General features: G+C 42.0%; 19 protein-coding genes, 2 pseudogenes and 2 riboswitches. Of the genes and pseudogenes, 11 read left to right on the top strand and 10 right to left on the bottom strand.

Annotated features, from left to right (window positions below; translation table 11 throughout):
* Window positions 1–71: 71 nt before the first annotated feature.
* From ACFOU2_RS07270 to ACFOU2_RS07250, 5 genes are all read right to left on the bottom strand, one after another.
* Window positions 72–245 (bottom strand): hypothetical protein, encoded by a 174-nt coding sequence (locus ACFOU2_RS07270; protein ID WP_377913719.1) that lies wholly within the window; start codon window positions 243–245, stop codon window positions 72–74.
* Window positions 246–517: 272 nt separating this feature from the next.
* Window positions 518–964, bottom strand: a complete 447-nt coding sequence (locus ACFOU2_RS07265; RefSeq protein WP_377913717.1) for a chemotaxis protein CheX — start codon at window positions 962–964, stop codon at window positions 518–520.
* Between the two features lie 328 nt (window positions 965–1,292).
* Complete coding sequence (gene mtnA, locus ACFOU2_RS07260; protein WP_377913715.1) at window positions 1,293–2,357, bottom strand: S-methyl-5-thioribose-1-phosphate isomerase; 1,065 nt, start codon at window positions 2,355–2,357, stop codon at window positions 1,293–1,295.
* Between the two features lie 18 nt (window positions 2,358–2,375).
* On the bottom strand, window positions 2,376–3,557 hold the full coding sequence (gene mtnK / locus ACFOU2_RS07255) for an S-methyl-5-thioribose kinase (RefSeq protein WP_377913713.1): 1,182 nt from the start codon (window positions 3,555–3,557) through the stop codon (window positions 2,376–2,378).
* Between the two features lie 211 nt (window positions 3,558–3,768).
* Window positions 3,769–3,927, bottom strand: a riboswitch (SAM riboswitch).
* A gap of 270 nt (window positions 3,928–4,197) precedes the next feature.
* Window positions 4,198–4,983, bottom strand: coding sequence for a carbon-nitrogen family hydrolase (locus tag ACFOU2_RS07250; protein WP_377913711.1), 786 nt, complete (start codon window positions 4,981–4,983; stop codon window positions 4,198–4,200).
* A 110-nt stretch (window positions 4,984–5,093) separates the two neighbouring features.
* On the opposite strand from ACFOU2_RS07250, the gene ACFOU2_RS07245 reads away from it, so the two are divergent.
* From ACFOU2_RS07245 to ACFOU2_RS07210, 8 genes are all read left to right on the top strand, one after another.
* Window positions 5,094–6,278 carry a pyridoxal phosphate-dependent aminotransferase gene (locus tag ACFOU2_RS07245; RefSeq protein WP_377913709.1) on the top strand — a complete coding sequence of 395 codons (1,185 nt, stop codon included), beginning with the start codon at window positions 5,094–5,096 and terminating at the stop codon, window positions 6,276–6,278.
* A 79-nt stretch (window positions 6,279–6,357) separates the two neighbouring features.
* A riboswitch (SAM riboswitch) is annotated at window positions 6,358–6,471 on the top strand.
* Between the two features lie 192 nt (window positions 6,472–6,663).
* Entirely contained in the window at window positions 6,664–7,908 is a 1,245-nt protein-coding gene (gene mtnW / locus ACFOU2_RS07240; protein ID WP_377913707.1) for a 2,3-diketo-5-methylthiopentyl-1-phosphate enolase, read from the top strand.
* On the top strand, window positions 7,905–8,567 hold the full coding sequence (locus ACFOU2_RS07235; protein ID WP_377913705.1) for a 2-hydroxy-3-keto-5-methylthiopentenyl-1-phosphate phosphatase: 663 nt from the start codon (window positions 7,905–7,907) through the stop codon (window positions 8,565–8,567). Before mtnW ends, ACFOU2_RS07235 begins: the two co-directional genes overlap by 4 nt.
* Window positions 8,564–9,193 carry a methylthioribulose 1-phosphate dehydratase gene (locus ACFOU2_RS07230; RefSeq protein WP_377913703.1) on the top strand — a complete coding sequence of 210 codons (630 nt, stop codon included), beginning with the start codon at window positions 8,564–8,566 and terminating at the stop codon, window positions 9,191–9,193. The genes ACFOU2_RS07235 and ACFOU2_RS07230 overlap by 4 nt, the downstream gene beginning before the upstream one ends.
* Before the next feature lie 19 nt (window positions 9,194–9,212).
* The gene (locus ACFOU2_RS07225; RefSeq protein WP_377913701.1) at window positions 9,213–9,725 is read left to right on the top strand and encodes a 1,2-dihydroxy-3-keto-5-methylthiopentene dioxygenase; all 513 of its coding nucleotides are present in this window, start codon (window positions 9,213–9,215) and stop codon (window positions 9,723–9,725) included.
* A 187-nt stretch (window positions 9,726–9,912) separates the two neighbouring features.
* Complete coding sequence (locus tag ACFOU2_RS07220; protein ID WP_377913699.1) at window positions 9,913–11,004, top strand: sugar ABC transporter substrate-binding protein; 1,092 nt, start codon at window positions 9,913–9,915, stop codon at window positions 11,002–11,004.
* Window positions 11,005–11,192: 188 nt separating this feature from the next.
* A complete protein-coding gene (locus tag ACFOU2_RS07215; protein WP_377913827.1) occupies window positions 11,193–12,680 on the top strand; it encodes a sugar ABC transporter ATP-binding protein in 1,488 nt (495 codons plus the stop codon).
* Complete coding sequence (locus tag ACFOU2_RS07210) at window positions 12,677–13,699, top strand: ABC transporter permease (protein WP_377913697.1); 1,023 nt, start codon at window positions 12,677–12,679, stop codon at window positions 13,697–13,699. The genes ACFOU2_RS07215 and ACFOU2_RS07210 overlap by 4 nt, the downstream gene beginning before the upstream one ends.
* Window positions 13,700–13,972: 273 nt before the next feature.
* On the opposite strand, the gene ACFOU2_RS07205 is transcribed toward ACFOU2_RS07210, so the two are convergent.
* Window positions 13,973–14,833, bottom strand: a complete 861-nt coding sequence (locus ACFOU2_RS07205) for a dimethylarginine dimethylaminohydrolase family protein (RefSeq protein ID WP_377913695.1) — start codon at window positions 14,831–14,833, stop codon at window positions 13,973–13,975.
* Between the two features lie 179 nt (window positions 14,834–15,012).
* On the opposite strand from ACFOU2_RS07205, the gene ACFOU2_RS07200 reads away from it, so the two are divergent.
* On the top strand, window positions 15,013–16,347 hold the full coding sequence (locus ACFOU2_RS07200; protein ID WP_377913693.1) for a CoA-disulfide reductase: 1,335 nt from the start codon (window positions 15,013–15,015) through the stop codon (window positions 16,345–16,347).
* Window positions 16,348–16,360: 13 nt separating this feature from the next.
* On the opposite strand, the pseudogene ACFOU2_RS07195 reads toward ACFOU2_RS07200, so the two are convergent.
* Together ACFOU2_RS07195 and ACFOU2_RS07190 are read right to left on the bottom strand one after the other, a co-directional pair.
* Window positions 16,361–16,525 (bottom strand): annotated as a pseudogene (locus ACFOU2_RS07195) (VOC family protein); the annotation flags it as partial.
* A gap of 172 nt (window positions 16,526–16,697) precedes the next feature.
* The gene (locus tag ACFOU2_RS07190) at window positions 16,698–17,594 is read right to left on the bottom strand and encodes a DMT family transporter (protein WP_377913691.1); all 897 of its coding nucleotides are present in this window, start codon (window positions 17,592–17,594) and stop codon (window positions 16,698–16,700) included.
* A 429-nt stretch (window positions 17,595–18,023) separates the two neighbouring features.
* Here ACFOU2_RS07190 and ACFOU2_RS07185 point away from each other — a divergent pair, with 429 nt between their 5' ends.
* Window positions 18,024–18,263 (top strand): Spo0E family sporulation regulatory protein-aspartic acid phosphatase, encoded by a 240-nt coding sequence (locus ACFOU2_RS07185; RefSeq protein WP_377913689.1) that lies wholly within the window; start codon window positions 18,024–18,026, stop codon window positions 18,261–18,263.
* A gap of 206 nt (window positions 18,264–18,469) precedes the next feature.
* Here ACFOU2_RS07185 and ACFOU2_RS07180 read toward each other — a convergent pair.
* Window positions 18,470–19,201: pseudogene (locus tag ACFOU2_RS07180) on the bottom strand (ZIP family metal transporter).
* 303 nt (window positions 19,202–19,504) lie between these two features.
* On the bottom strand, window positions 19,505–20,269 hold the full coding sequence (locus ACFOU2_RS07175) for a DUF4931 domain-containing protein (RefSeq protein WP_377913687.1): 765 nt from the start codon (window positions 20,267–20,269) through the stop codon (window positions 19,505–19,507).
* Window positions 20,270–20,506: 237 nt separating this feature from the next.
* On the opposite strand from ACFOU2_RS07175, the gene ACFOU2_RS07170 reads away from it, so the two are divergent.
* Window positions 20,507–21,435, top strand: a 929-nt coding sequence (locus ACFOU2_RS07170) for a phosphotransferase enzyme family protein (RefSeq protein WP_377913685.1), incomplete at its 3' end; no start/stop codon positions are given.

The raw sequence follows: 21,435 nt of genomic DNA, 5'->3' as shown, positions 1-21,435 counted from the left end.
AGCTCGCACAGGGCTTTTTAGCTGTCCGTTAGAGCGGGACAAAAACAGAAGGTTGGAGAACTAAAAAGTGCTTATTGATCACTTTCTAGTTTCCAACCTTCTCCTTCAATAAAAACAAAATCGATGGATGTAATCAGTTCTGCTTCTCCTTGTTCTTTTGAAGCCTCATTGATTTCACTATAGAGATTTCTTTTTTCTTCTCCGTACTTATTCTTCAAATTCTCTTCTCTTATGCTATCTGTCATTGTAAAGAGACCCTCCTTTGGGAGCTGACCCCAAACTTATATTTCCTTTTATCCTACTGAACCGTACAGTGATTACAATGCTCAAGACAGGGAAGCGACTTCATAAAAGGGGAATAAAGAACGCTAAGAGCGAATGGCATGAATCTTATTATCCAACGAAAAATAAGATTATTACATTGTATTCTTTATTGTTTATCCATTCTTATTACGTTTTCATGACAAAATATATACTTCATTACTAGCGTAGACATGGAACAGGGGTGTTATACTATTCAATTCATTGAAATGGATATGTGCAAATAACCATTGTCCTGAAATTTAAGCGGAAGACTTACCACTGTTCCCATACTGGTGAAAAAAGCCTCTTCGTAAATACAGGGAGGGGTGATATCCAAAGAAACTTGCACATTCGTTGCTTCAGTAGCAAAATTGCCGGCAATCATGTTTCCTAATTCACATGTAAAGGATTGCAGCATCGCCCCTTCAATTTCCATTCCAAACATGGAACGCGCAAGATTGGAGAAAGTACGCTCTTCTCCTTGAATAATCAGAGAGCCTGAAATATCTCCCGTCAATCCGATAAATACAGACCGGAACGGGAGATTCATTTCTGGAGAGAGGGCTATTGTCGGCTCAACAGTAATAGGAGCAGGTACCATCGTTTGAAACGACGTAATGGCGTTTTTTAACAGGTGTTCAAGGGACTGGGTCAATGTCATTATCTCACCTCGATTAAGACAAAAGTAGTAATACTATCATATCATGATTTGTCGAATTTTTATGTAAAAGATTTGTTTATTTTCATCTATATGAATGCACATAAATCATTTGGCATGGATAAAAGAACCCGTGTCAAATGATTTACGCATAAGCAGTTTAAGAAGTCAAAGCTGATGTCGAAAAATGAAAATATATTTAGCGGAGGGAATCAAAAAATCACCATTTGTATGCTCCTTGTTGTTTAGCCAATTAGGGAGAGATGAAATGGTGATTATTGCAGGAAGGGCGGCTGCACGTATGTTTTTCAATGTACGCTGGCCACTACCTTTATTTAGATGATGATTGATGAGCAAACAATCTTTGAATTTCTTGCTTATAGTTTCCTGTTATAATGCCTTTTTCCGTAATGATTGCCGTAATGAGTTCATTTGGTGTGACATCAAAAGCTGGATTGTAGACAGAAATTCCTTCTGGGGCGATACGTTTTCCGTTCAAATGTGTTATTTCTTCTGCTGCTCGTTCTTCAATTGGAATATCATCTCCGCTTGCAATCGTTGGATCGAATGTTGAAAGAGGAGCGGCAACATAGAATGGAATACCGAATGATTTTGCAAGAAGAGCCAAACCGTATGTACCAATCTTATTCGCTGTGTCTCCGTTTGCTGCGATGCGGTCAGCCCCAACGATAATGGCGTTGATTTTTTTGGTTTTAATAGTATGGGCGGCCATATTATCCGTTATGAGTGTCACATCCACACCGGATTGCTGTAACTCCCAGGCTGTCAGACGGGATCCTTGCAGCACAGGTCTTGTTTCACATGCATACACTTTTAACGGAATGCCTTTCTCGACCGACAAATGAAATGGAGCGAGTGCCGTCCCATAGTAAGCGGTTGCGATTGAACCAGCATTACAAATCGTCATAATCGAATCATTCTTGTTCAAAAGGGAAAGAGCATGATGACCGATGCTGTAGCATACTTCTTCGTCTTCCACTTGAATGCGGATCGCTTCATGCACAAGAGTGGTCTTGGCTTCGTTGACAGAGATAACATCCTTTATGCTGGCCACCATTCGATCAAGTGCCCAAAATAGATTGACGGCTGTCGGACGCGAGCTTGCTAAATAGTCGCGGTATTTTTGAAGCTGTTTCCTGAATTCTTCAATGCTCTCGTTCTCGTATTGCTGTGCAGCCAGTGCCAGCCCGAAAGCAGCCGTAATACCAATAGCTGGTGCCCCGCGTACTTTTAACGTTTTAATGGCCTTCCATACATCTTCCAATGTTTTTAATTCTAAATATTCGACAGCAAGAGGAAGCGCTTGCTGATCCAATAATGTAATATGTGTATCGTTCCATTCAACAGAACGAGGTAAAGGTAACGTTGTATTCATGTTGTAAACTTCCTTTCGTTAAGCTGTGACTTTTATAATTTCGTGCAGAATATCAGGCGTAATGCTTTGTTGATTTAACAGAAGCGCTTTGCCAAGACGAAGCGCATGGTGTTTTGCCGCAAGACGTTTTTCTTCGTCTGCAATTCCATCCAAGTCGGCAATGTGAGCCAAACCGATAGTGCGGCGAATGACTTCACATCCAGCAAAGCCAACTGCATCACGCCATGTTGTTTTTAATACATACTCTAAATACCCATCGACATTTGTGTATACTTCAAGGCTATCTTTTTCCCAAAGCTTCGTGAAGGTATCGCTGAATACATTCCACGTTTCTTCCGCCTGTATAAATAATTCTTCTCGTTCTTCCTCGTTGCGGGATAGCGCATTTAATAATAAGTTAGCGATGAATTGACCAAGATCAAAACCGATTGGGCCATAGAAGGCAAATTCAGGGTCAATGATTTTTGTCGTGTACTCATCTGCAAAGATACTGCCTGTGTGAAGATCACCGTGAATTAGCGCATCGCTGTTTGTTAAAAATTTTTTCTTGAGTTTAGCTGCTTCAAGTTTTACTTGAAAATCCGCCCAAAGCGCTTCAACATCTTCTTGAAGACCTTCCTCAAAATCGTTTGTGTCGTGATCAAAGAATGGGTCTGTAAAGACTAAGTCTTCTGTGATTTTGCAAAGATCCGGATTTGTAAACTGTTTAACCAGTTCTTTCTTTTCCTGTGGATCAAGAGCAAAGTCAGATGTGTAAAATAAAATGTTTGCTAAAAATTCTCCTACGTGTTTCGCGAGAAGAGGGTATGATTTTCCTTGGATGAGTCCCGCCCGTGCAATTTGCAGGTGCGATAAATCTTCCATTACCGTCACAGCTAACGTTTCATCTGTATAATACACCTCTGGTACATACTGCGGTACCGATTGAGCAAATTGTTTTAACGCATCACTTTCGATTTTGGCACGATGAAGACTTAAAGGCCAGCTTTCACCTACAACTTTTGCGTAAGGCAGGGCCTGTTTAATAATCACACCTTTGTTGCTTTCATCTGTCACATGAAACACAAGATTTAAGTTTCCATCACCGATCTCACGGCAGGCCAGCACCGCATCCTCGGCGAATAGGTTTAATTTTATCGCTAAAGCGACAGCTTTTTCTTCAGTTAGTGGTTCATAGATATGTTGAGTGGATAATGCCATTATAAAAACCTCCATATAATGCTCTCGTAGTTTTCTTATTGGTTTAATCAGTTTTGAATTTATCGCGACGCTTCGACTTTTCCGGTGAAACCAAAGAGCGGTTTCCCGGCCAGAAGTTCCAACGCCTCTCAAGATTGGACAGTCGCCTCCGCTTTTCTAATAAAAAAGCCTCTTTCTTAGCGAAAGAGGCTTGAAGACGATGCGTCCAAACCTCTTATCTGCCAGAAAGGTGTCTTTCTGTTGGATTTAGCACCGTGCCTTACTGAACAAGTTGTTCGCTAGCGCAAATTTGCGCTCCACCTTGCGATGGTATTACGGTCGGTTGCTGGGCTTCATAGGGCCAATTCCCTCAGCCAACTCTTGATAAGAGATACATATTCACTTGTATGATTAAAAATTTAGAATTCAATTTAAAATTAGAAAGTTTTGAATCACTTGATGTGAATATTAGCAGGTAATCTGTAAGATTGTCAATAGATTTTCCGAAAAATATTATTATATAAATCTACGAGACCCTTTATAAGCTCATTCAAGATAAGAGAACAGAGAGGCCATGAAGGAGATCGAAGCAAAGATAAGGATGATGTTAATGGCTTTCTGTTCTTACATCCTGAATATGCTAAAAAAGGTTTAGGTGGATCTAAATATAGAATTCGGTGCGTCGGTCGGCAAATACAGGAATTTGTCTGCGCACTTGCCGAACTTTTTCGCTGTCAATCATTCCTGTGATGATGCTTTCTTCTTCGCCAGCCTCAGAGATGATTTCCCCCCACGGGTCGATAATGAGTGAATGTCCTGCAAATACATTATCCGGATTGCTGCCTGTACTGTTACAAGCGACTACATAGCATTGGTTCTCGATGGCCCGGCTGATGAGAAGGGCGCGCCAGTGGGCGAGTCGCGGAAGAGGCCACTCCGCAACTACAAATAATATTTCTGCTCCCTGGCTCGTGTGTGTACGCATCCATTCAGGAAAGCGAATGTCATAACAAATGAACCCGGCACAGGAGGTTCCTTTTAGGGTAAATGAATTTTGAGTATTGCCGGCTTTTAAGTAAATATGCTCATCCATTAGTTTGAAAAGATGAAGTTTACTATATTCAGAGACAAGGTTGCCGTTGTGATCAAAGACATACATCGTATTTGTGATGCCTTCTTCGGTTTTCTTGGCGACCGATCCTGCAACAATGGACACATTGTGTTCTTGGGCGAATGAAGAAAAAAAGTGTTTCGTTTTCTCTCCATTTTCATCGGCGATGTCATTTAAACGCGTTAAGTCATAGCCTGTTGACCAAAGTTCGGGCAGTACCAAAATGTCTGCGCCTGTTTGAAGGGCCTCTTTCATTTTTTCGGCCACTCGCAAAAAATTTTTTTTAGGATCTCCAAATGCAATATCTAACTGAATACATGCGACTTTTAACGGCATTTGTAAATTCCCGCCTTTCGATTGATTTGAAAAAATGGCTTTACAAGTTGATAACAACAATATATTATTTTTGACTAGAATTTCAAGAAATTTTTGAGAAGGTGTACAAAATGAAAAATTTCGAGCAATCTGATTTACTGAAACGTTTGCCGAAGCAGTTTTTTGCTTCACTTGTAAACAAAGTGGCAAACGTGATGGCAGAGGGACATGATGTTATCAATCTTGGTCAGGGAAATCCCGACCAGCCAACACCGCCTCATATCGTAAAAGCATTACAACAAGCTGCGGAGGATCCGCGCAATCATAAATATTCTCCGTTTCGCGGTCATTCCTTCTTGAAAAAGGCTGTTGCACGTTTTTATGAACGAGAATACGGAGTAACGGTCAATCCGGATAAAGAGGTGGCCATTTTGTTTGGTGGTAAAGCGGGACTTGTAGAGATTCCGCAATGTTTATTGAATCCAGGTGACACTGTCCTTGTGCCGGATCCCGGTTATCCTGATTACTGGTCGGGAGTAGAGCTTGCCCGCGCCAATATGGAAATGATGCCTCTTCGGGCTGAACGTCATTTTCTGCCAAACTATGAAGAAATTCCAGAAGAAGTAAAGCAGGCAGCTAAATTGATGTTTTTGAACTATCCGAATAACCCGACCGGTGCGATAGCGACAGCTGAATTTTTTGAAGAAACCGTAGCGTTGGCGAAAAAGCATGACATCTGTGTGGTCCATGATTTTGCCTATGGAGCTATCGGTTTCAACGGAAAGAAGCCTGTCAGCTTTTTGCAAGCTGAAGGAGCAATGGATATCGGAATCGAAATTTATACGTTCTCCAAAACATATAACATGGCCGGCTGGCGCGTTGGTTTTGCGGTTGGAAACGAGAGTGTGATCGAAGCGATCAACTTATTACAAGACCATTTATATGTGAGCATTTTCGGTGCCATTCAAGCAGCAGCTGCAGAGGCCCTTCTTGCATCCCAAAGCTGCGTGGACGAACTGTCAGAGCTTTATGAATCCCGTCGTAATGTTCTGATTGATGGACTTCAGAAAATCGGTTGGGATGTGAAGGCTCCTGAAGGCTCATTTTTTGCCTGGCTTCCCGTCCCGGAAGGATATACATCCGAGCAATTTGCTGATCTTTTATTGGAGGAAGCGAAAGTGGTCGTAGCTCCGGGAATCGGATTTGGAAAGTATGGGGAAGGGTATGTGCGTGTTGGGCTATTAACGGATAAAGACCGCCTTCAAGAAGCTGTCAACCGAATTGAAAAATTAAATTTATTTACAAAAAATAATTGACAAAGAAAAAAATTCCTGTCATAATCCAAATTACATTGTGTGAAACGAACTTTTTAGAAAATAACATAAATAAGCAACTTTCTTATCAAGAGCAGGTGGAGGGACGAGCCCGATGAAGCCCGGCAACCGACTTAACGACGATTACTGTTAAGCACGGTGCTAATTCTTGCAGCGCGATGCTGAGAGATAAGAAGAGTGCTAGTCATTAGCCTCTTCTTAATGAAGGGGCTTTTATTTTTGTCGCTCTCGAAAAAAGGACGATAAAAATAAAGGCACTTGGATAAAGGACAACCAAGTACCTAAAGGAAAAATGATGAGATGCATGAACAGCCAATGATAAAAGATCATAACGAAAGCAAAAATTACAGCAAAGGAGAAGACAAACATGAGTGAAGTGATTGCGAGTTATTTGATTCACGACCCATCGGGGAATTGGGAGAAAAAGGCGGAAGGCATTGCCTTAGGGTTAACGATCGGTTCATGGACGAATTTGCCGCTGTTGGAACAGGAACAACTGAAAAAGCATAAAGGACGCGTTGTTTCAATCGCACCGTTACAAGATTGTGACCGCGTAAATCAATACTTAGATAAACAAGTGGCACAGGCCATTATCAAAATTGCATATCCGGCGGCCAATTTTTCAGCTGACTTGCCAGCTGTTTTAACAACGGTTTTCGGAAAATTATCACTTGATGGAAAAGTGAAATTGATTGATTTGGAGTTTCATGGTGACTTGCTTCAAGCTTTTCCCGGCCCTCGTTTCGGGGTTGAGGGGATTCGTAAGAAACTAGGTGTGTACGACCGCCCGCTTGTCATGAGTATTTTTAAAGGAGTGATTGGACGCGACATTCAGTATTTAACCGAGCAGCTTCGCGAGCAAGCACTTGGGGGCGTCGATTTAGTGAAGGATGATGAAATTTTATTCGATAACGAACTTACCCCCTTTGAAAAGCGCATCGTGGAAGGGAAGCGTGTTTTGGATGAAGTGTATGAAGAAACTAGACATCGTACGTTATATGCCGTCAATTTAACGGGTCGTACCTTCGAGCTGAAAGAAAAAGCGAGACGTGCGGCAGAGCTTGGGGCGGATGCATTATTGTTCAATGTGTTTGCCTACGGTCTGGATGTATTGCAGGCATTGCGTGAAGATGATGAAATCGGCCTTCCAATCATGGCCCATCCGGCAGTCAGCGGAGCATCCACACCGTCCGAGTTTTATGGGTTCTCGTATTCTCTGTTACTTGGAAAGCTGCTCCGTATAACAGGTGCTGATTTCTCATTATTCCCATCTCCATATGGCAGTGTGGCATTACCGTTTGAAGATGCAGTGAGTATCAGTGATGAACTTATACACCCGAGCAAGCAGCTAAAGCAGTCGTTTCCGGTTCCGTCAGCCGGCATCCATCCTGGTATGGTTCCTCTGTTGATTCGTGATTTTGGCATCGATTCTGTTATCAATGCCGGCGGTGGGGTGCATGGCCACCCAGACGGGGCGGCAGGAGGCGGTCGTGCTTTCCGTGATGCTATCGATGCGGTGTTAAACGGCCAAACACTCCAAGAAGCAGCCCAACAATCCGAGTCGCTTAAAAAGGCCATTGAACTGTGGGGCACGGTAGAGGTGACATCGTGAAGAAGCCAGTCATTTTTTGCGACTTCGATGGAACGGTTACAAACAGCGATAACATCATTGCGATCATGAAACAATTTGCTCCCTCAGAGTGGGAAGCCATTAAAGATGATGTACTCGCACAAAACGTGTCGGTAAAAGAAGGGGTCGGAAAGATGTTTTCCCTTCTTCCGACAAGCTTAAAACAAGAGATCATAGATTTTTTGTTGCATAAGGCTGAAATTCGAGAAGGGTTCTCGGAATTTGTTGCTTTTACAAGGCAGGAAGGCATTCCCCTTTATATCGTAAGCGGGGGTATCGATTTCTTTGTCCATCGTTTGCTTGATGGATTAGTAGAAAAAGAGAGCATTTATTGTAACGGCTCTGATTTCAGTGGTGAGACAATTACGATAACATGGCCTCATTCATGTGATGATGAGTGCAGCAATGATTGCGGTTGCTGCAAGCCTTCGATCATTCGAAAGCTTGAAAAAGAAGACGAGTTTAAAATCGTCATCGGCGATTCCATCACGGACTTGCAAGCAGCCAAAGTGGCAAATGCTGTTATCGCGAGAGATTTCTTAATCGAAAAATGCGAAGAACTGCAAATTCCATATCGTCCATTTGCGACGTTTTATGATGTAATCCATCATGTGAAAGAATTGACGGGGGTGAAATCATGAGCATATTAGCGAAACGTTGGCACGAGCTGGCAGATGTAAAAGATGAGCTTGCAGCACGCGACTGGTTTCCAGGAACAAGCGGAAATCTTGCTATCAAAGTAAGCGATGAACCGCTTACGTTTCTTGTCACCGCAAGCGGGAGAGACAAAGGAAAGCGTACGAGTGACGACTTTCTGCTAGTAGACGCTGAGGGAAAGAAAGCCGAGGAAACGGAACTGAAACCTTCAGCGGAAACGCTGCTTCATGTGGAAATTTACAATAAGACCAATGCCGGGTGCAGCCTTCATGTCCATACAATCGACAACAATGTCATCTCAGAGCTTTATGGAGATGAAGGAGAGATTGTGTTTAAAGGGCAAGAAATCATTAAAGCTTTTGGAATTTGGGAAGAGGATGCAGAAATTCGCATTCCGATCATCCGTAACTATGCAGATATCCCGACATTGGCTGAAGAGTTCGGTAAATATGTAAAGGGTGACCAGGGAGCGGTCCTCATTCGCAATCATGGCATCACCGTATGGGGAAGAAATGCTTTTGAAGCGAAAAAGTTTTTGGAATCTTACGAATTTTTATTCAGCTATCACGTAAAACTGCTTTCTCTAAAACGACAATTTCAAACAGTTTAATAATAGGAGGAAATTGAAAATGGCAGAAATTCGATTACATGTAAACAATGAGCGCATTACAGATCAGCAAGCGGTAGAGGAGTTTTTAGCAAGCAATGAAGTCATTTATGAAAAATGGGACATTGCCAAACTTCCTGAGTCATTACGCGAAAACTACGCGTTAACAGATGAGCAAAAGGATGAAGTATTAAAGACATTTGAAGCTGAGATTGCCGATATCTCAGAGCGTCGCGGCTATAAAGCCCAGGATGTGATTTCTCTTTCTGAGACAACGCCAAACCTGGAGCAGTTGTTGAAAAATTTCCAACAAGAACATCACCACACAGATGATGAAGTTCGATTTATCGTAAGCGGACACGGTATTTTCGTCATCCAAGACAAAGAAGGAAACTTCTTTGATGTGGAATTAGAACCAGGGGACTTAATTTCTGTTCCTGAAAATGTGCGCCATTATTTCACGTTAATGGACGATCGCAAAGTGGTGGCAGTACGCATCTTCGTTACGACAGAAGGCTGGGTACCGATTTATTGATTCAGTAACGGTCACAAGGGATTGAGAGAGCCCGGTAAAATAAGGGGAGCCGGGCTCTTATATAACGAACTTTCAACCATCAGAGGAACTTGTCTCCCCTGATGATCATAAAACCAAGTTTTATTATCGGAATAGAATGTTAAACAATGTTGAAAGTCAGAAAATACAGATAAAGGCAGGCTTTATTATGAAACGAATCATCAAAACGTTATTATTTACTTTATTCATTTTTGTTCTCGCATTGCCGCTCGCAGCGTGTAGGAGTGAGCAGCCCGCTGCTTCCAATGCACAGCCTGAGCCCGCTAAACAGGAGCAAGCGAAAAAAGAAAATCAGAAAGAAGATAAAGCAATTCCTGCACCAAAAGGCAAAAATGGAAAAGTGAAGGTTGCCTTAATTGCCGAGTTTACAACAGGGACCCATGCTTCCCAATATGTGAGCGGGGTCAAGAAAGCAGCTGCAGAACATGGAATTGACCTTGTCATTTCAGATGCGAACAACGATCAAGCCAAAATGGCTTCTTACTTAGATACGGCCATCAATCAAGAGGCAGACGGAATTATCATTAAACATGGACGTACGGAAACATTAGAACCGGGGGTAAAACGTGCAATTAAAAAAGGTATTCCGGTAGTGGCTTTTGATGTCGAGTTAGATGTTGATGGGGTGACAACAATTGATCAGGACGACTATATGCTGGCACTCCTTGGCTTAAAACAAATGGTACAGGATATCGACGGTGAAGGGAACATCGTGAATATTTTTGTCGGGGGTTTTGCTCCGATGGAAAAACGAAACCGTGTATATGAAATCATGCTGCAGCGCTACCCGGGCATCAAAGAGATCGCTCGCTTTGGAAGCGCAACGGCTAATACCTCTCTTGATACACAGACAAAAATGGAGGCCATTTTAAAGCAATATCCAAATAAAGGGGACATCAAAGCTGTTTGGGCACCATGGGATGAGTTTGCAAAGGGTGCAACCCGTGCCATCAAAGAAGCTGGGCGTGACGAAATTAAAGTATACGGCATTGATTTATCCGATGAGGATTTACAAATGATGCAAGAGAAAGGAAGTCCATGGAAAGCATCGGCGGCTGTCAATCCGGCAGCGGTTGGGGAAAAACAAGTGGAATTACTGCTTCAAAAACTAGCGGGTAAAAAAACACCGCGTTACTACTCGTTTGATCCGGTTCTTGTTACACAGGATGATTTGCCGGATAGTCCAATCAATATGGACCAACTGCAAGAATACGTAGAAGAGTGGGGAAGCGACGAATAACGGACGAGTCATCACTGCACAATGGACCGTCAGGCCAAACCAGTAAAACCAACGGTTTCTGTTGGCGGTCTATTGTGCATAAATCATAAAACCAATCATTATAAGACTTTTATAGTATGGCGAAAGACCTTTTGGGTCGCCACATGAAAAAAGGAGGGGCAATGTTGAATGCAGCGGTGACCTTAACAATGAACCATATCCAAAAATCATTCGGCTCTTTTCATGCGCTAAAAGGAGTCGATTTTACTGTTCGAAGTGGTGAAGTACACGCCTTATTGGGAGCAAACGGTGCGGGGAAAAGCACCTTGATGAAGATTCTTTGCGGAGTGTATGACGAGTATCAAGGAGCAATTGTCAAAAATGGGGAACATGTTTCCATTCGCTCTCCAAGAGATGCCAAAAAACATGGCATTCAAGTTGTTCACCAGGAAGTCGATGTAGCACTGATACCATATTTATCGGTTGCGGAAAACATTATGTTGGATGCCCAAGTATCCACTAGGAAACGCTTTGTTCGCTGGCGCAATCTTCACGATCAGGCAAAAGCAGCCTTAAAGCAACTCGGAGTAAAATTGGATGTCAGACGTGAAGTATCTACCCTTACTCTATCCGAAAAGCAACAAGTATTGATTGCCAGAGCGATCGTTCAACAAGTTCAGTTTCTGATTTTGGATGAACCGACAGCGCCGCTTAGTGTAGAGGAAACAAAGTATTTATTCAAGGTTATTCGTCAACTGGCTGAAAATGGAGTCGGAGTAATCTATATTTCGCATCGCCTTCAGGAAGTGTTCGATATTGCTGATCGGGTGACCGTTGTTCGAGACGGAGTGCATGTTGCAACTAAAGCCATTTCGGAGACGAACGTAGAGGAAGTCATTTCTTTTATGCTTGGAAGGGAATTTGGAGAGGAGTTTCCAAAAGAAGTGGTTCCGATTCACGATACTCTTTTTTCCGTCGATCATTTGTCATGGGAGGACAAGCTTGAAGATATTTCTTTATCTGTTCGCGAAGGAGAAATTGTGGGGATTGCCGGCCTGGTTGGAGCGGGAAAAACAGAGTTATGCCGAAGTTTATTTGGTTTAACAGACCATGTCAGCGGTGAGGTAAAGGTGGGAAATCGCCGTCTCGCTTTAAATAAGCCGCCTTATTACTATATTGAAAATGGAATCGCGCTTGTTCCCGAAGAGAGAAGAAAAGAAGGAATTTTAGTCGAGGAATCGATCGCTTCCAATTTGACGCTGCCAGGGTTAGCCAATTTTACAACCTTCTCCTTTTTGCATCGTTCCAAAGAACAAAAAGAAGCGAAAAGAACGGTACAGGAGGTTGGAATCAAAGCTTCTTCCATTCAACAAAAAGTCGGTACCCTAAGCGGGGGAAACCAGCAGAAGGTAGCAATCGGGAAATGGCTGTTGCAGGACGCGGATGTTTATTTATTTGATGAGCCTACAAAAGGAGTTGATATTGGTTCTAAGAGCGATATTTTTCAACTCATTAATGGTCTGGCCAAAAAAGGGAAGGGCATTGTATACGCGACATGTGAATTCAATGAGCTTATCGGTATTGCTGACCGCATTTATGTCATGTATGACGGAAGAATCGTAAAAGAGCTGTCTCGCAGGGAAGCCACACAGGAAATTATTTTTTATTATGCGGCAGGAGGAGAAAAGACGGGATGAACAGTCAAACGGTAGAACAGAAAGCTATTGGTGCACCAGCCAAACAAAAAATCAGCGTATTTGACTTCTTATATAAATATGGGACGGTGTTGACGATTGGGCTGGTCATTGTCATTTTTTCTATATTATCACCGAATTTTTTAACAGCTAATAACATTAGCGACATTCTGCGCTCGATTTCAATTGTTACATTAATCGCTATTGGAGTCACATTGTCCCTGACGATCAATGGTCTTGACTTATCCGTTGGTTCGACAGCCGGACTTGCGACTATTCTTTCTGCTTCTATGCTTGTGCTGCATCGGCAGGAGCTATTTGTTGCCATTATCGTGCCTATCGCCGTGGCATTGCTGATTGGCCTTGTGAATGCCTTTTTAGTGGTGAAGGTGAAGATTCCTGATATTCTCGCTACGTTATCGATGATGTTTATTGTGCAGGGGGCATTGCTGACATATACGAAAGGATCTGCGATTTATACGAACATGCCGCTTGAAGGCGGGGAACGTGCACCGGGAATTTTTATCCCTTCTTTTATTAATATCGGCCAGGGGGAACTTTTGGGGATTCCGATTCCGGTTATCATTATGTTGTTAGCCGTCTTACTTGTTCATATTTTTCTCACATACACCAAACATGGGCGTTTCTTTTATGTAACGGGGGGCAATATTGAAGCGGCACGTTTATCGGGTGTTCCAGTGAATAAGTATCGCGTGTATGCATATGTATTGTCCGCTCTATTTGCGGGAATCGGCGGTGTCGTCTTGGCAGCGCGAATCGGTGTTGGAGAAGTGAATGCAGGAGCTCCGTTTTTAATGGATGCCGTGGCGGCTGCTTATATCGGTTTTTCGGTCTTCGGAGCAGGAAAGCCAAATGTAGTCGGGACGTTGTTCGGCTCCATTTTGATTGGAGTGCTCCTAAACGGCTTAACGATGCTGAATGTTCCTTATTATACACAGGATATTATTAAAGGTTCGGTTCTTGCAGGTGCATTGGCTATCACGTATTATCGCAAAAAATAAATCCACATCAATCAATGGACATGGGCAAAAAGCGCCCATGCCCATTGATTGATGCATAAGCAGTTGGCAAGCAACCTTACGGTCTCTTGCCAACTGCTTATATGAGAACCCTTATAAGTCCATTCAAGATGTAAGAACAGAAAGGCCATAAATAGCATAAACAGCAAAAGTTGATGTTAAAAAATTAAATAGGATTTATATATGGAATCGAAAAGCAGTTCTTTGTCGGGAGTTCGAACGCATGTCGGGGCTGAACAGTCGCCTCCGCTTTTCTTATTTTCCTTTACGCAAGATCGGGAGTGTGCAGCAGCGAAAAGAACCTCCCGATTTGATGATTTTAGTAATATCTACCTCTATCACTTCATAGCCGCGGTCTTTGAGCTGTTTGTTGACCCCTTGATTTACCGGCAGGCTAAGCACCTTTTTGTTGCCGATTGAAAGCACATTTGTCCCAAGTGTAAATTGTTCTTCTTCTGTCACTTCAATCAAATCATAGCGGGAGGCTAGTAATTTTGCTTCTTTATCTCTAATGACCCCCGGGAAAATCAACGCCTCATCGGAAGATAAAATGTTAAATACACAATCTAAATGCAGGTATTTTGCAGTGAAAGGGATGGGAATCACTTCGTAATCCGGCAACAATGTTTGTAAATGATTGATTGCTTTCTCGTTTGTTCGATTGCTTATCCCAACATAGATAGTGGTACGATCAATGATGACATCGCCGCCTTCGATGCGGTCTTCTTTCAAGTTATGATAAGGAATCTGTTCTTCTTCCAGCCATTTTTTCAATAGTCCCTCTTCACCTTGTCGAATTTCACTCGCCATCTCGGCAACAAATACCGTTTGTCCGAGCGTAAAACCAATATCACGTGTAAATACTTGCTCCGGATATTTTTTTAGGGCTGACAACAGAATAACTTCAACTCCATGGTTTCTTAGTGTTTGAACGAATTGCTCGTGCTGCTTCATAGCGAGCTGAATATGAATTCCTTCATCCTTAAAATGTTTCTGGGTTTCGTTTATGACTTCGCGTATGGTCATATATTGGGGCTGGCATAAGATGACTCTATGCAGTTCGTCATATTCACTGCGGCAAGACGCTTTTGCGTTTTGTTCCAACATTACTGTCATAATAAAGCCTCCCCAAAATGTCGTTTAAATATAATATTACCTGCAGCAAAATGGATATAAGCCGATTTTTGCAGAAACTAGAAAAAGGAGTGAAGATAAATTAGCTCTATCGCCTTTTTAGTTTAAAAAGGAGAAAAATAAGGATAATTTAATAGTATAAGGCAATGGGAGGAATGAAGATGGAAAGAGTGCTTATAATTGGAGGAGTAGCGGCAGGAATGAGCGCTGCATCACAATTAAGAAGGCTAAATAAAAGTGCAGAGATTATCGTCTTTGAAAAAGGAGAGGACGTCTCCTATGGTGCTTGCGGCCTTCCATATTATATTTCTGGTGTGACAAAATCACATGAGGACTTGATCGCAAGAACGCTAATAGAATTTGAGGAACGCGGTATCCAGGTATATACTCAACACGAAGTCCAGCAGGTTGATGTCCATAAAAGAGAAATGATTGTCTTAGACGTAACAAAACAGAAAGAAAAGGTATATACATACGATAAGTTATTGATCGCAACCGGAGCCTCAGCGATTCTTCCGCCATTTGTGAAGGCGGAATTTGAAAACGTGTTCACGTTAAAAACGCTTGAAGATGGGAAAAGAATGAGGGCTTTTTTTGAGAAGGAACAGATTGAACGTGTAACTATTATCGGCGGAGGATATATTGGGTTGGAGCTCGTCGAGACAATGCTTGAACTAGGGAAAAGTGTAAGGGTGGTTGAGTTGAATGAACAAATTCTGACAACTCTTGATGCCGATGTAGCTAAGATTATCCAGGATACTTTGAGGGATCGCGTAGATTTTCATCTAGGAGAAGAAGTACAGCACCTTATTAATGATAACAACAGGGTAACGGCTGTAAAAACGGATAAAGGTACCTATCAAACGGATGCTGTCATTGTTAATGTGGGCATTCGCCCAAACACGCAGTTTGTGAAAGATATTGGCCTTAACATGCTCCCAAATGGCGCTATTATTGTTAATCAGTTTATGGAAACGAATATCCCGCATGTTTATGCAGCGGGGGATTGCGCAACGAGTCATCATCTTGTGTTAAAAAAGCCTGTTAACATTGCACTTGGCACCATTGCAAATAAGCAAGGAAAGCTTGTTGGGGATAATCTTGCCGGGCAGTGCCGTAAGTTTCCAGGAGTATTAGGAACAAGCGTGATCAAAATTGTTGAATTAGAGGTTGCCAAAACGGGGGTTTCTGAAAAGGAAGCAAAAGAAGCGGAGATTCCCTATAAAACGATCACCGTTGATGCAAACAGCCATGCATCCTATTATCCGGGTGCCAAAAGGATGACGATCAAGCTTGTCTATCATCCGGAGACTCTTGTATTATATGGTGCTCAAATGGTAGGAGAAAAAGGAGTAGCGAAACGAATCGACGTCTTCGCAACCGCGGTAACGAATGAAATGACGACAGAAGAAATTACGCTTCTTGACTTAAGTTACGCGCCGCCGTTTGCTTCTGTATGGGATGCCGTTCAGGTAGCAACGAGAAAAGCGAAATAAAGAAAGGGAGGGTGTCCCTCTCTTCATTTAACGCAATCCATAACCCGTTCAAATCAAAATAGGCAGTTGTCCTTCCTTTCACAAGAAGTTTTGCTTCAAACACTGTTTCATAAAAGGCAATGGATGTTTCTAAATCCGTCACTGAGAACAATAGATGGTTAACTCCTTGAATGGACATAAGTCTCCCTCACTTTTTATACGTTCAGAAAGCATATATTGTCTAGCTGCAGCTCCTAATCTTTCGGTTGTTCGCCCTCCGCTTTTCTATATCGATAGCGCAGCAGTAGGTTCGACGAAGCGGCCCATTTTAAGTTTAAAGTATAAGGGCAGCTACGCCTCTGTCTTCGCCTTTACAGGCTCGCCAATCGGCGAGTTTTCTTTACGGGCTTCAATGTGAAAAAGTAAACACCGCCAATGACAACGATACTACCAAAAAGCTGGGCAGCATTCAATTTTTCCCCTAAAAAGAAAAAGGCAAGAACGGTTGTAAAAATGGGGTTGAAATTTAAAAACATTCCCGATTTTGTCCCGCCAACCTTCTGTACTCCGATGTTCCAAAAAACCATGGCCAATACAGTTGCCCCAATACCTGAATAAAGTAATGCAACATAAAAGCTCATGCTGGCATTGTTAATCGCCATGGAAGATATGGTGAATGGAGCGGTGATTAAAACGCCAAATACTCCAGACCACAAGGTAGACTTGAAAGGTGACACATAATCCATAGCTTTTTTGGAGGCAATGGAATAAAGGCCCCATGTCATGACAGCGATGATCATGTACACATCTCCGATATTAAAGTGAAGGCGGAGTATACGGCTGGCCTCGCCATGTGTCATGACAATTAACACGCCGATGAGCGAAATGACCATCGCCAAGATTTGCAGCTTGTTGAGACGCTCTTTTAGTAAAAAGAAAGAAGCGGCAGCGATGGAAATGGGATTTAGGGTAGATAACAGTCCCACATTATCGGCACTTGTATATTGCAAGGCGAGAAACATAAATAAATTGAATAAGAGAACGCCTGTTACTCCCATAAAAACGAGAGGCCAAAATGCTTGTTTAGGAAATGAAAGTGATTTTTCTTTCCACCATACGTACGGCAGCAAACATAATACAGCAATAACCCATCGTAATTCGGTAAGCAATATCGGCGAAGCGTGAGGAACGAGAAACTTCCCCGATACGAAATTCCCGGCCCATAACATGCTTGTGATTAATAATAGTATGTAATACATCGGCTGCATAAAAATTCCTCCTCCTCATCTTTTTTTCATCTTACTTCGAAATCCTAAAATTGTCATTAGAAAATAAATAGTCATCCCCCTTAAAAAGAAGAGGTACTGCGAAAATATATAAGGTATTTTCCATCTCCTTTTTCCTGGAAAAAATAGAGAAAGTAGAAACGTATGTAATAGATTGGAAGGATTCGAGAGATTTTGTCGGAAAATGGCTCCTGTTTCTTGTCGATAAAAAAAGGTGCCAGTGTTAATGGGTGGATTCAGCAGGGAAGGAATGCTGTTAAAACAAACCTTTTGCAACAGTTGCATTACAAATACTTAAAAAAAAGATTAAAAAAAATGTCTATTATTGCGAGTCTATTTACATATTTAGTAGAATTTGTAATAATGCGTTAGGGGGGTATTTTCTGATTAAGAATAAGGGAGGACGTCCAGTTGTTTTTTTATGGGAACCGAAGTGAGGCAGAGGCCTTACTTATCGAAATTGTTCAAAAACGACAAAAAATGATGATGCTAGCGGAAGAAAAAGGATTTACAAGCATGGAAACAATTGAGTGCAGTCAAGAGCTTGATGAGCTTTTAAATATATATCAACAGCTTTTAACAAAAAAGGAAAAACGGAAAGGCTTCTTTTCCTTTCTAGCCAAACCGTTTGTATTTCAAAAGCTTGGTTAAAGAAAAAAAGTCCCGCCAGAAGGGAATGTGAACACATAAGGCCTTGACATAGGTTCAATGCTGGCAGGGCTTCTTTCTATCATTCATGTGTTTCCGCCATTACAACTGTGTATAGAGAGTTTTGCCCACATCAACACGAAAACGCTTCACCGCACCTTGTTATTTAAGAGGTATCCCGCTCTCATAGCCACTCTTCATGAAGTAATTTAAAAAATATGAATAAGAAAAATCATAAATAATAGACCAAGAATAAAAGAATACGTAGCTAACCGTTCGTTACCGTCTCCATGACTTTCGGGGATGAGCTCTTTGTATATGATAAATAACATGGCCCCTGCCGCAAATGACAATCCGTATGAAACTAGTGAGCTAATATAGGACGTTAAATAAAAACCTATCAATGATGAAAGGATTTCTACCGCTCCTGTTAAAGTAGCGATGAGAAAAGCTCTTGCTTTTGTAATATTTTGCTGGACGAGGAACAGGGCGACAAGCAAACCTTCCGGAGCGTTTTGCAGCCCAATGGCAAGCGCAATTAAATTTCCGGTGTTTGATACATCCGATGCATAACTTACTCCAACAGACAATCCTTCAGGCAAATTATGGAGCGTGATGGCCGCAACAATAAGCAGTGCTTTTTCGTCAAATTGAATGCCTTTTTTTGAATGCTGCAAATCGATATGCGGAATGTTTTGTTCCAATAAGGTCAGCGTCACCACGCCAAGCATTAGTCCGATAGCGAGCGCCACAAAGCCGCCGGAATTTAAAGCTTCGGGAATGAGACTCATTGTGGAGGCTGTTGTCATAATACCGGCTGTGAAAGCTAAGAGAATATCGCGTCATCGGTGGGTCAATGTATGATGCAAAATTAAGATGGGCAAGGCACCCAGTCCTGTCGACAACGCAGACAGAATGCTTCCGATCAAGACTTCCTTCATATTTTATCTCCTTTAATTAAATTCTTACTCTTATTATAATGATATGGATGAAAAAGTTGAAGTTTCAGCCTAACACTAAATTACCGAATGCAATTTTGGGGGGAGAGGTGTATATGCCCGCCAATCATTCAACACGAATAAAAATCCGTGTTGAATGATTAATATTAACTCTTTTAGCTTATCCAGGATGATTTTGAAACACACTCGTATAAATGGAATGTTTAAACCTGATGTGAGATGGATAATCGAAGAAATTAAATAGGGGGTATCCCAAGTACAAAAACCGTACTTGGGATACCCTCTTTATTTTGATAGATAAATCTCTTGAATGTAACGAACATGGTCTCCTATTTTGTTAGACACCTGAGGAAGGCCGTAACCGATAAAAATAGGGGACGTGGCAAAACGAGGCATTAGTTTCACCATAATTTTTTCGTCCATATAATAAAAGAACAAATTATAACTCGTACAGCTGCGGTGAAAATGATTCAAGACGTAGTGGGCAGCTATTTGGATATAATCCGCCATAATCGGTATATCATTTAGGTCTTTGAGGATGACATTGAACTCAAAAAAACCGATACGGGGTTTGGTTGAAAGGTTAAATTGGACAGAATTTCGCTCTGCAATCACGAACCCTTCTAGTTGTTCAGGTGATAAGCTGTCATATGCATCCGCATGTTTTAAGCCGACAATTTGCATATGAGGATGGCGGAGAGACCCACCTGACATGGGGCCGTGATTTTTAAAAAACATGACCGACTTATACTCCCTGCTGTGAATCATATTCAACCAGTGTTTGACTCCAAAAGCGAGAAGCTTGTATAAATGATCTTTTGGATATAAAGACAATTCGGACAAACACTCGTCCGTTTCAATGATGACTGTTTGAAATGCATCTTGAAGAACAGGGAATTTGTTCTTAAGCCAGATAATGGGACCGTCCTGTGCCAAGATGTCTGTAAGTGATTCCACATCACAAAATGGACATGGGTGCTGGCGGTTTATAATGGTTTCGGGTTTTTGTGCTGCAATGGATGAATTAAAAATGAGATGAGACTGTTTCATACTGTTCACCTTTTATCACTTTTTTTACGTTCAGAAAGTATAAATTGGCAGCGCGGCAGTGGCGTCGACGAAGCGGCCAATTTTAAGTTTGAAGTATAGGGTCAACTCCCCTTCTATCTTTGCGTTAACAGGCTCGCCAATCGGCGAGTTTTCTTTAACATTATCTCATTCCGCTTGTAAAAAGCCAACTTATTCGTTTTATACTTATGCTAAAATTTGGAGGAAGGGGGAAGAGAGATGGAACAAGCAGTTCAGCAATTTTTTAACCAGGAAATTTTGAATCAGGCAGCGGCATTGTTTAATGTGAATATAAATGATGCGAAATTGCTGGGGGATTTTGAAAACTACGTATATGAAGTGAAAAGAAAGAACAAGCCTTATGTACTTCGCTTGACATACAGCTCCCATCGCGGGCGTGAGCAGGTAGAGGCAGAGCTTGATTGGCTTCAATTTTTGAGCAGGCAAGGAATTGGGGCAGCAGCCCCGTTATTATCAATCCATGGACGTTTAACTGAATGCCTTCCAGTAAAACAAGGGTATTTTACGGTAAGCTTATTTGAAAAGGCTCCGGGTTGTTCCGTACGTGTGGACGATGATACGTATTTTCATGATGCATTATTTACACGATGGGGAGAAACAATCGGCAAGATGCATGGTGTGACTCGTGCCTACGTACCGTCCCCTGGTGTGAGAAAACGGATGGATTGGCAGGACGAAGAACTGGCGGTTGCTTTGCAAATTGCTAAAAAAGAGCCGTTTTTGCTGGAGAAAATGGAAGGGCTCCTCCAGCAAATTCGGACACTGCCTGTTAACAAAGATGTATATGGCCTTATTCATACTGATCTTCATTCCGGAAACTTTTTTGCAGATGAACAACATCTCACAGTATTTGACTTCGACGATTGCTGCTATCATTGGTTTGTCAATGACTTGGCTATTCCGCTGTTTTATGCCTCGTTTTACCGCCACATAAAGGATGAAGAGGCAAGACAGGGGTTTGCCCGGCGTTTTTTCACAGCTTTTTTAAGCGGATATTTACGCGAATACAGCCTCGATTTATGGTGGATCGAGAAAATACCGCTGTTTTTAAGACTTCGTGATATCACTTTTTATTCGGTTTTACGTTTGAAATTAAGTGAAGAGGAGCTCACACCTCGGATAAAGGA

The organism is Bacillus songklensis (assembly GCF_042649685.1).
In the GTDB taxonomy this organism is placed as follows: Bacteria; Bacillota; Bacilli; order Bacillales; family Bacillaceae_H; genus Bacillus_BA; species Bacillus_BA songklensis.
The sequence above is the reverse complement of the archived record's forward strand: the minus strand, read 5'-3'. Positions and strand labels throughout refer to the sequence as shown.

What these genes read in the sequence shown, in the direction of transcription:
- ACFOU2_RS07270 (WP_377913719.1), bottom strand. Translation starts at nt 245, where the DNA reads ATGACAGATAGCATAAGAGAAGAGAATTTGAAGAATAAGTACGGAGAA.
- ACFOU2_RS07265 (WP_377913717.1), bottom strand. Translation starts at nt 964, where the DNA reads ATGACATTGACCCAGTCCCTTGAACACCTGTTAAAAAACGCCATTACG.
- mtnA (WP_377913715.1), bottom strand. Translation starts at nt 2,357, where the DNA reads ATGAATACAACGTTACCTTTACCTCGTTCTGTTGAATGGAACGATACA.
- mtnK (WP_377913713.1), bottom strand. Translation starts at nt 3,557, where the DNA reads ATGGCATTATCCACTCAACATATCTATGAACCACTAACTGAAGAAAAA.
- ACFOU2_RS07250 (WP_377913711.1), bottom strand. Translation starts at nt 4,983, where the DNA reads ATGCCGTTAAAAGTCGCATGTATTCAGTTAGATATTGCATTTGGAGAT.
- ACFOU2_RS07245 (WP_377913709.1), top strand. Translation starts at nt 5,094, where the DNA reads ATGAAAAATTTCGAGCAATCTGATTTACTGAAACGTTTGCCGAAGCAG.
- mtnW (WP_377913707.1), top strand. Translation starts at nt 6,664, where the DNA reads ATGAGTGAAGTGATTGCGAGTTATTTGATTCACGACCCATCGGGGAAT.
- ACFOU2_RS07230 (WP_377913703.1), top strand. Translation starts at nt 8,564, where the DNA reads ATGAGCATATTAGCGAAACGTTGGCACGAGCTGGCAGATGTAAAAGAT.
- ACFOU2_RS07225 (WP_377913701.1), top strand. Translation starts at nt 9,213, where the DNA reads ATGGCAGAAATTCGATTACATGTAAACAATGAGCGCATTACAGATCAG.
- ACFOU2_RS07220 (WP_377913699.1), top strand. Translation starts at nt 9,913, where the DNA reads ATGAAACGAATCATCAAAACGTTATTATTTACTTTATTCATTTTTGTT.
- ACFOU2_RS07215 (WP_377913827.1), top strand. Translation starts at nt 11,193, where the DNA reads ATGAACCATATCCAAAAATCATTCGGCTCTTTTCATGCGCTAAAAGGA.
- ACFOU2_RS07210 (WP_377913697.1), top strand. Translation starts at nt 12,677, where the DNA reads ATGAACAGTCAAACGGTAGAACAGAAAGCTATTGGTGCACCAGCCAAA.
- ACFOU2_RS07205 (WP_377913695.1), bottom strand. Translation starts at nt 14,833, where the DNA reads ATGACAGTAATGTTGGAACAAAACGCAAAAGCGTCTTGCCGCAGTGAA.
- ACFOU2_RS07200 (WP_377913693.1), top strand. Translation starts at nt 15,013, where the DNA reads ATGGAAAGAGTGCTTATAATTGGAGGAGTAGCGGCAGGAATGAGCGCT.
- ACFOU2_RS07190 (WP_377913691.1), bottom strand. Translation starts at nt 17,594, where the DNA reads ATGCAGCCGATGTATTACATACTATTATTAATCACAAGCATGTTATGG.
- ACFOU2_RS07175 (WP_377913687.1), bottom strand. Translation starts at nt 20,269, where the DNA reads ATGAAACAGTCTCATCTCATTTTTAATTCATCCATTGCAGCACAAAAA.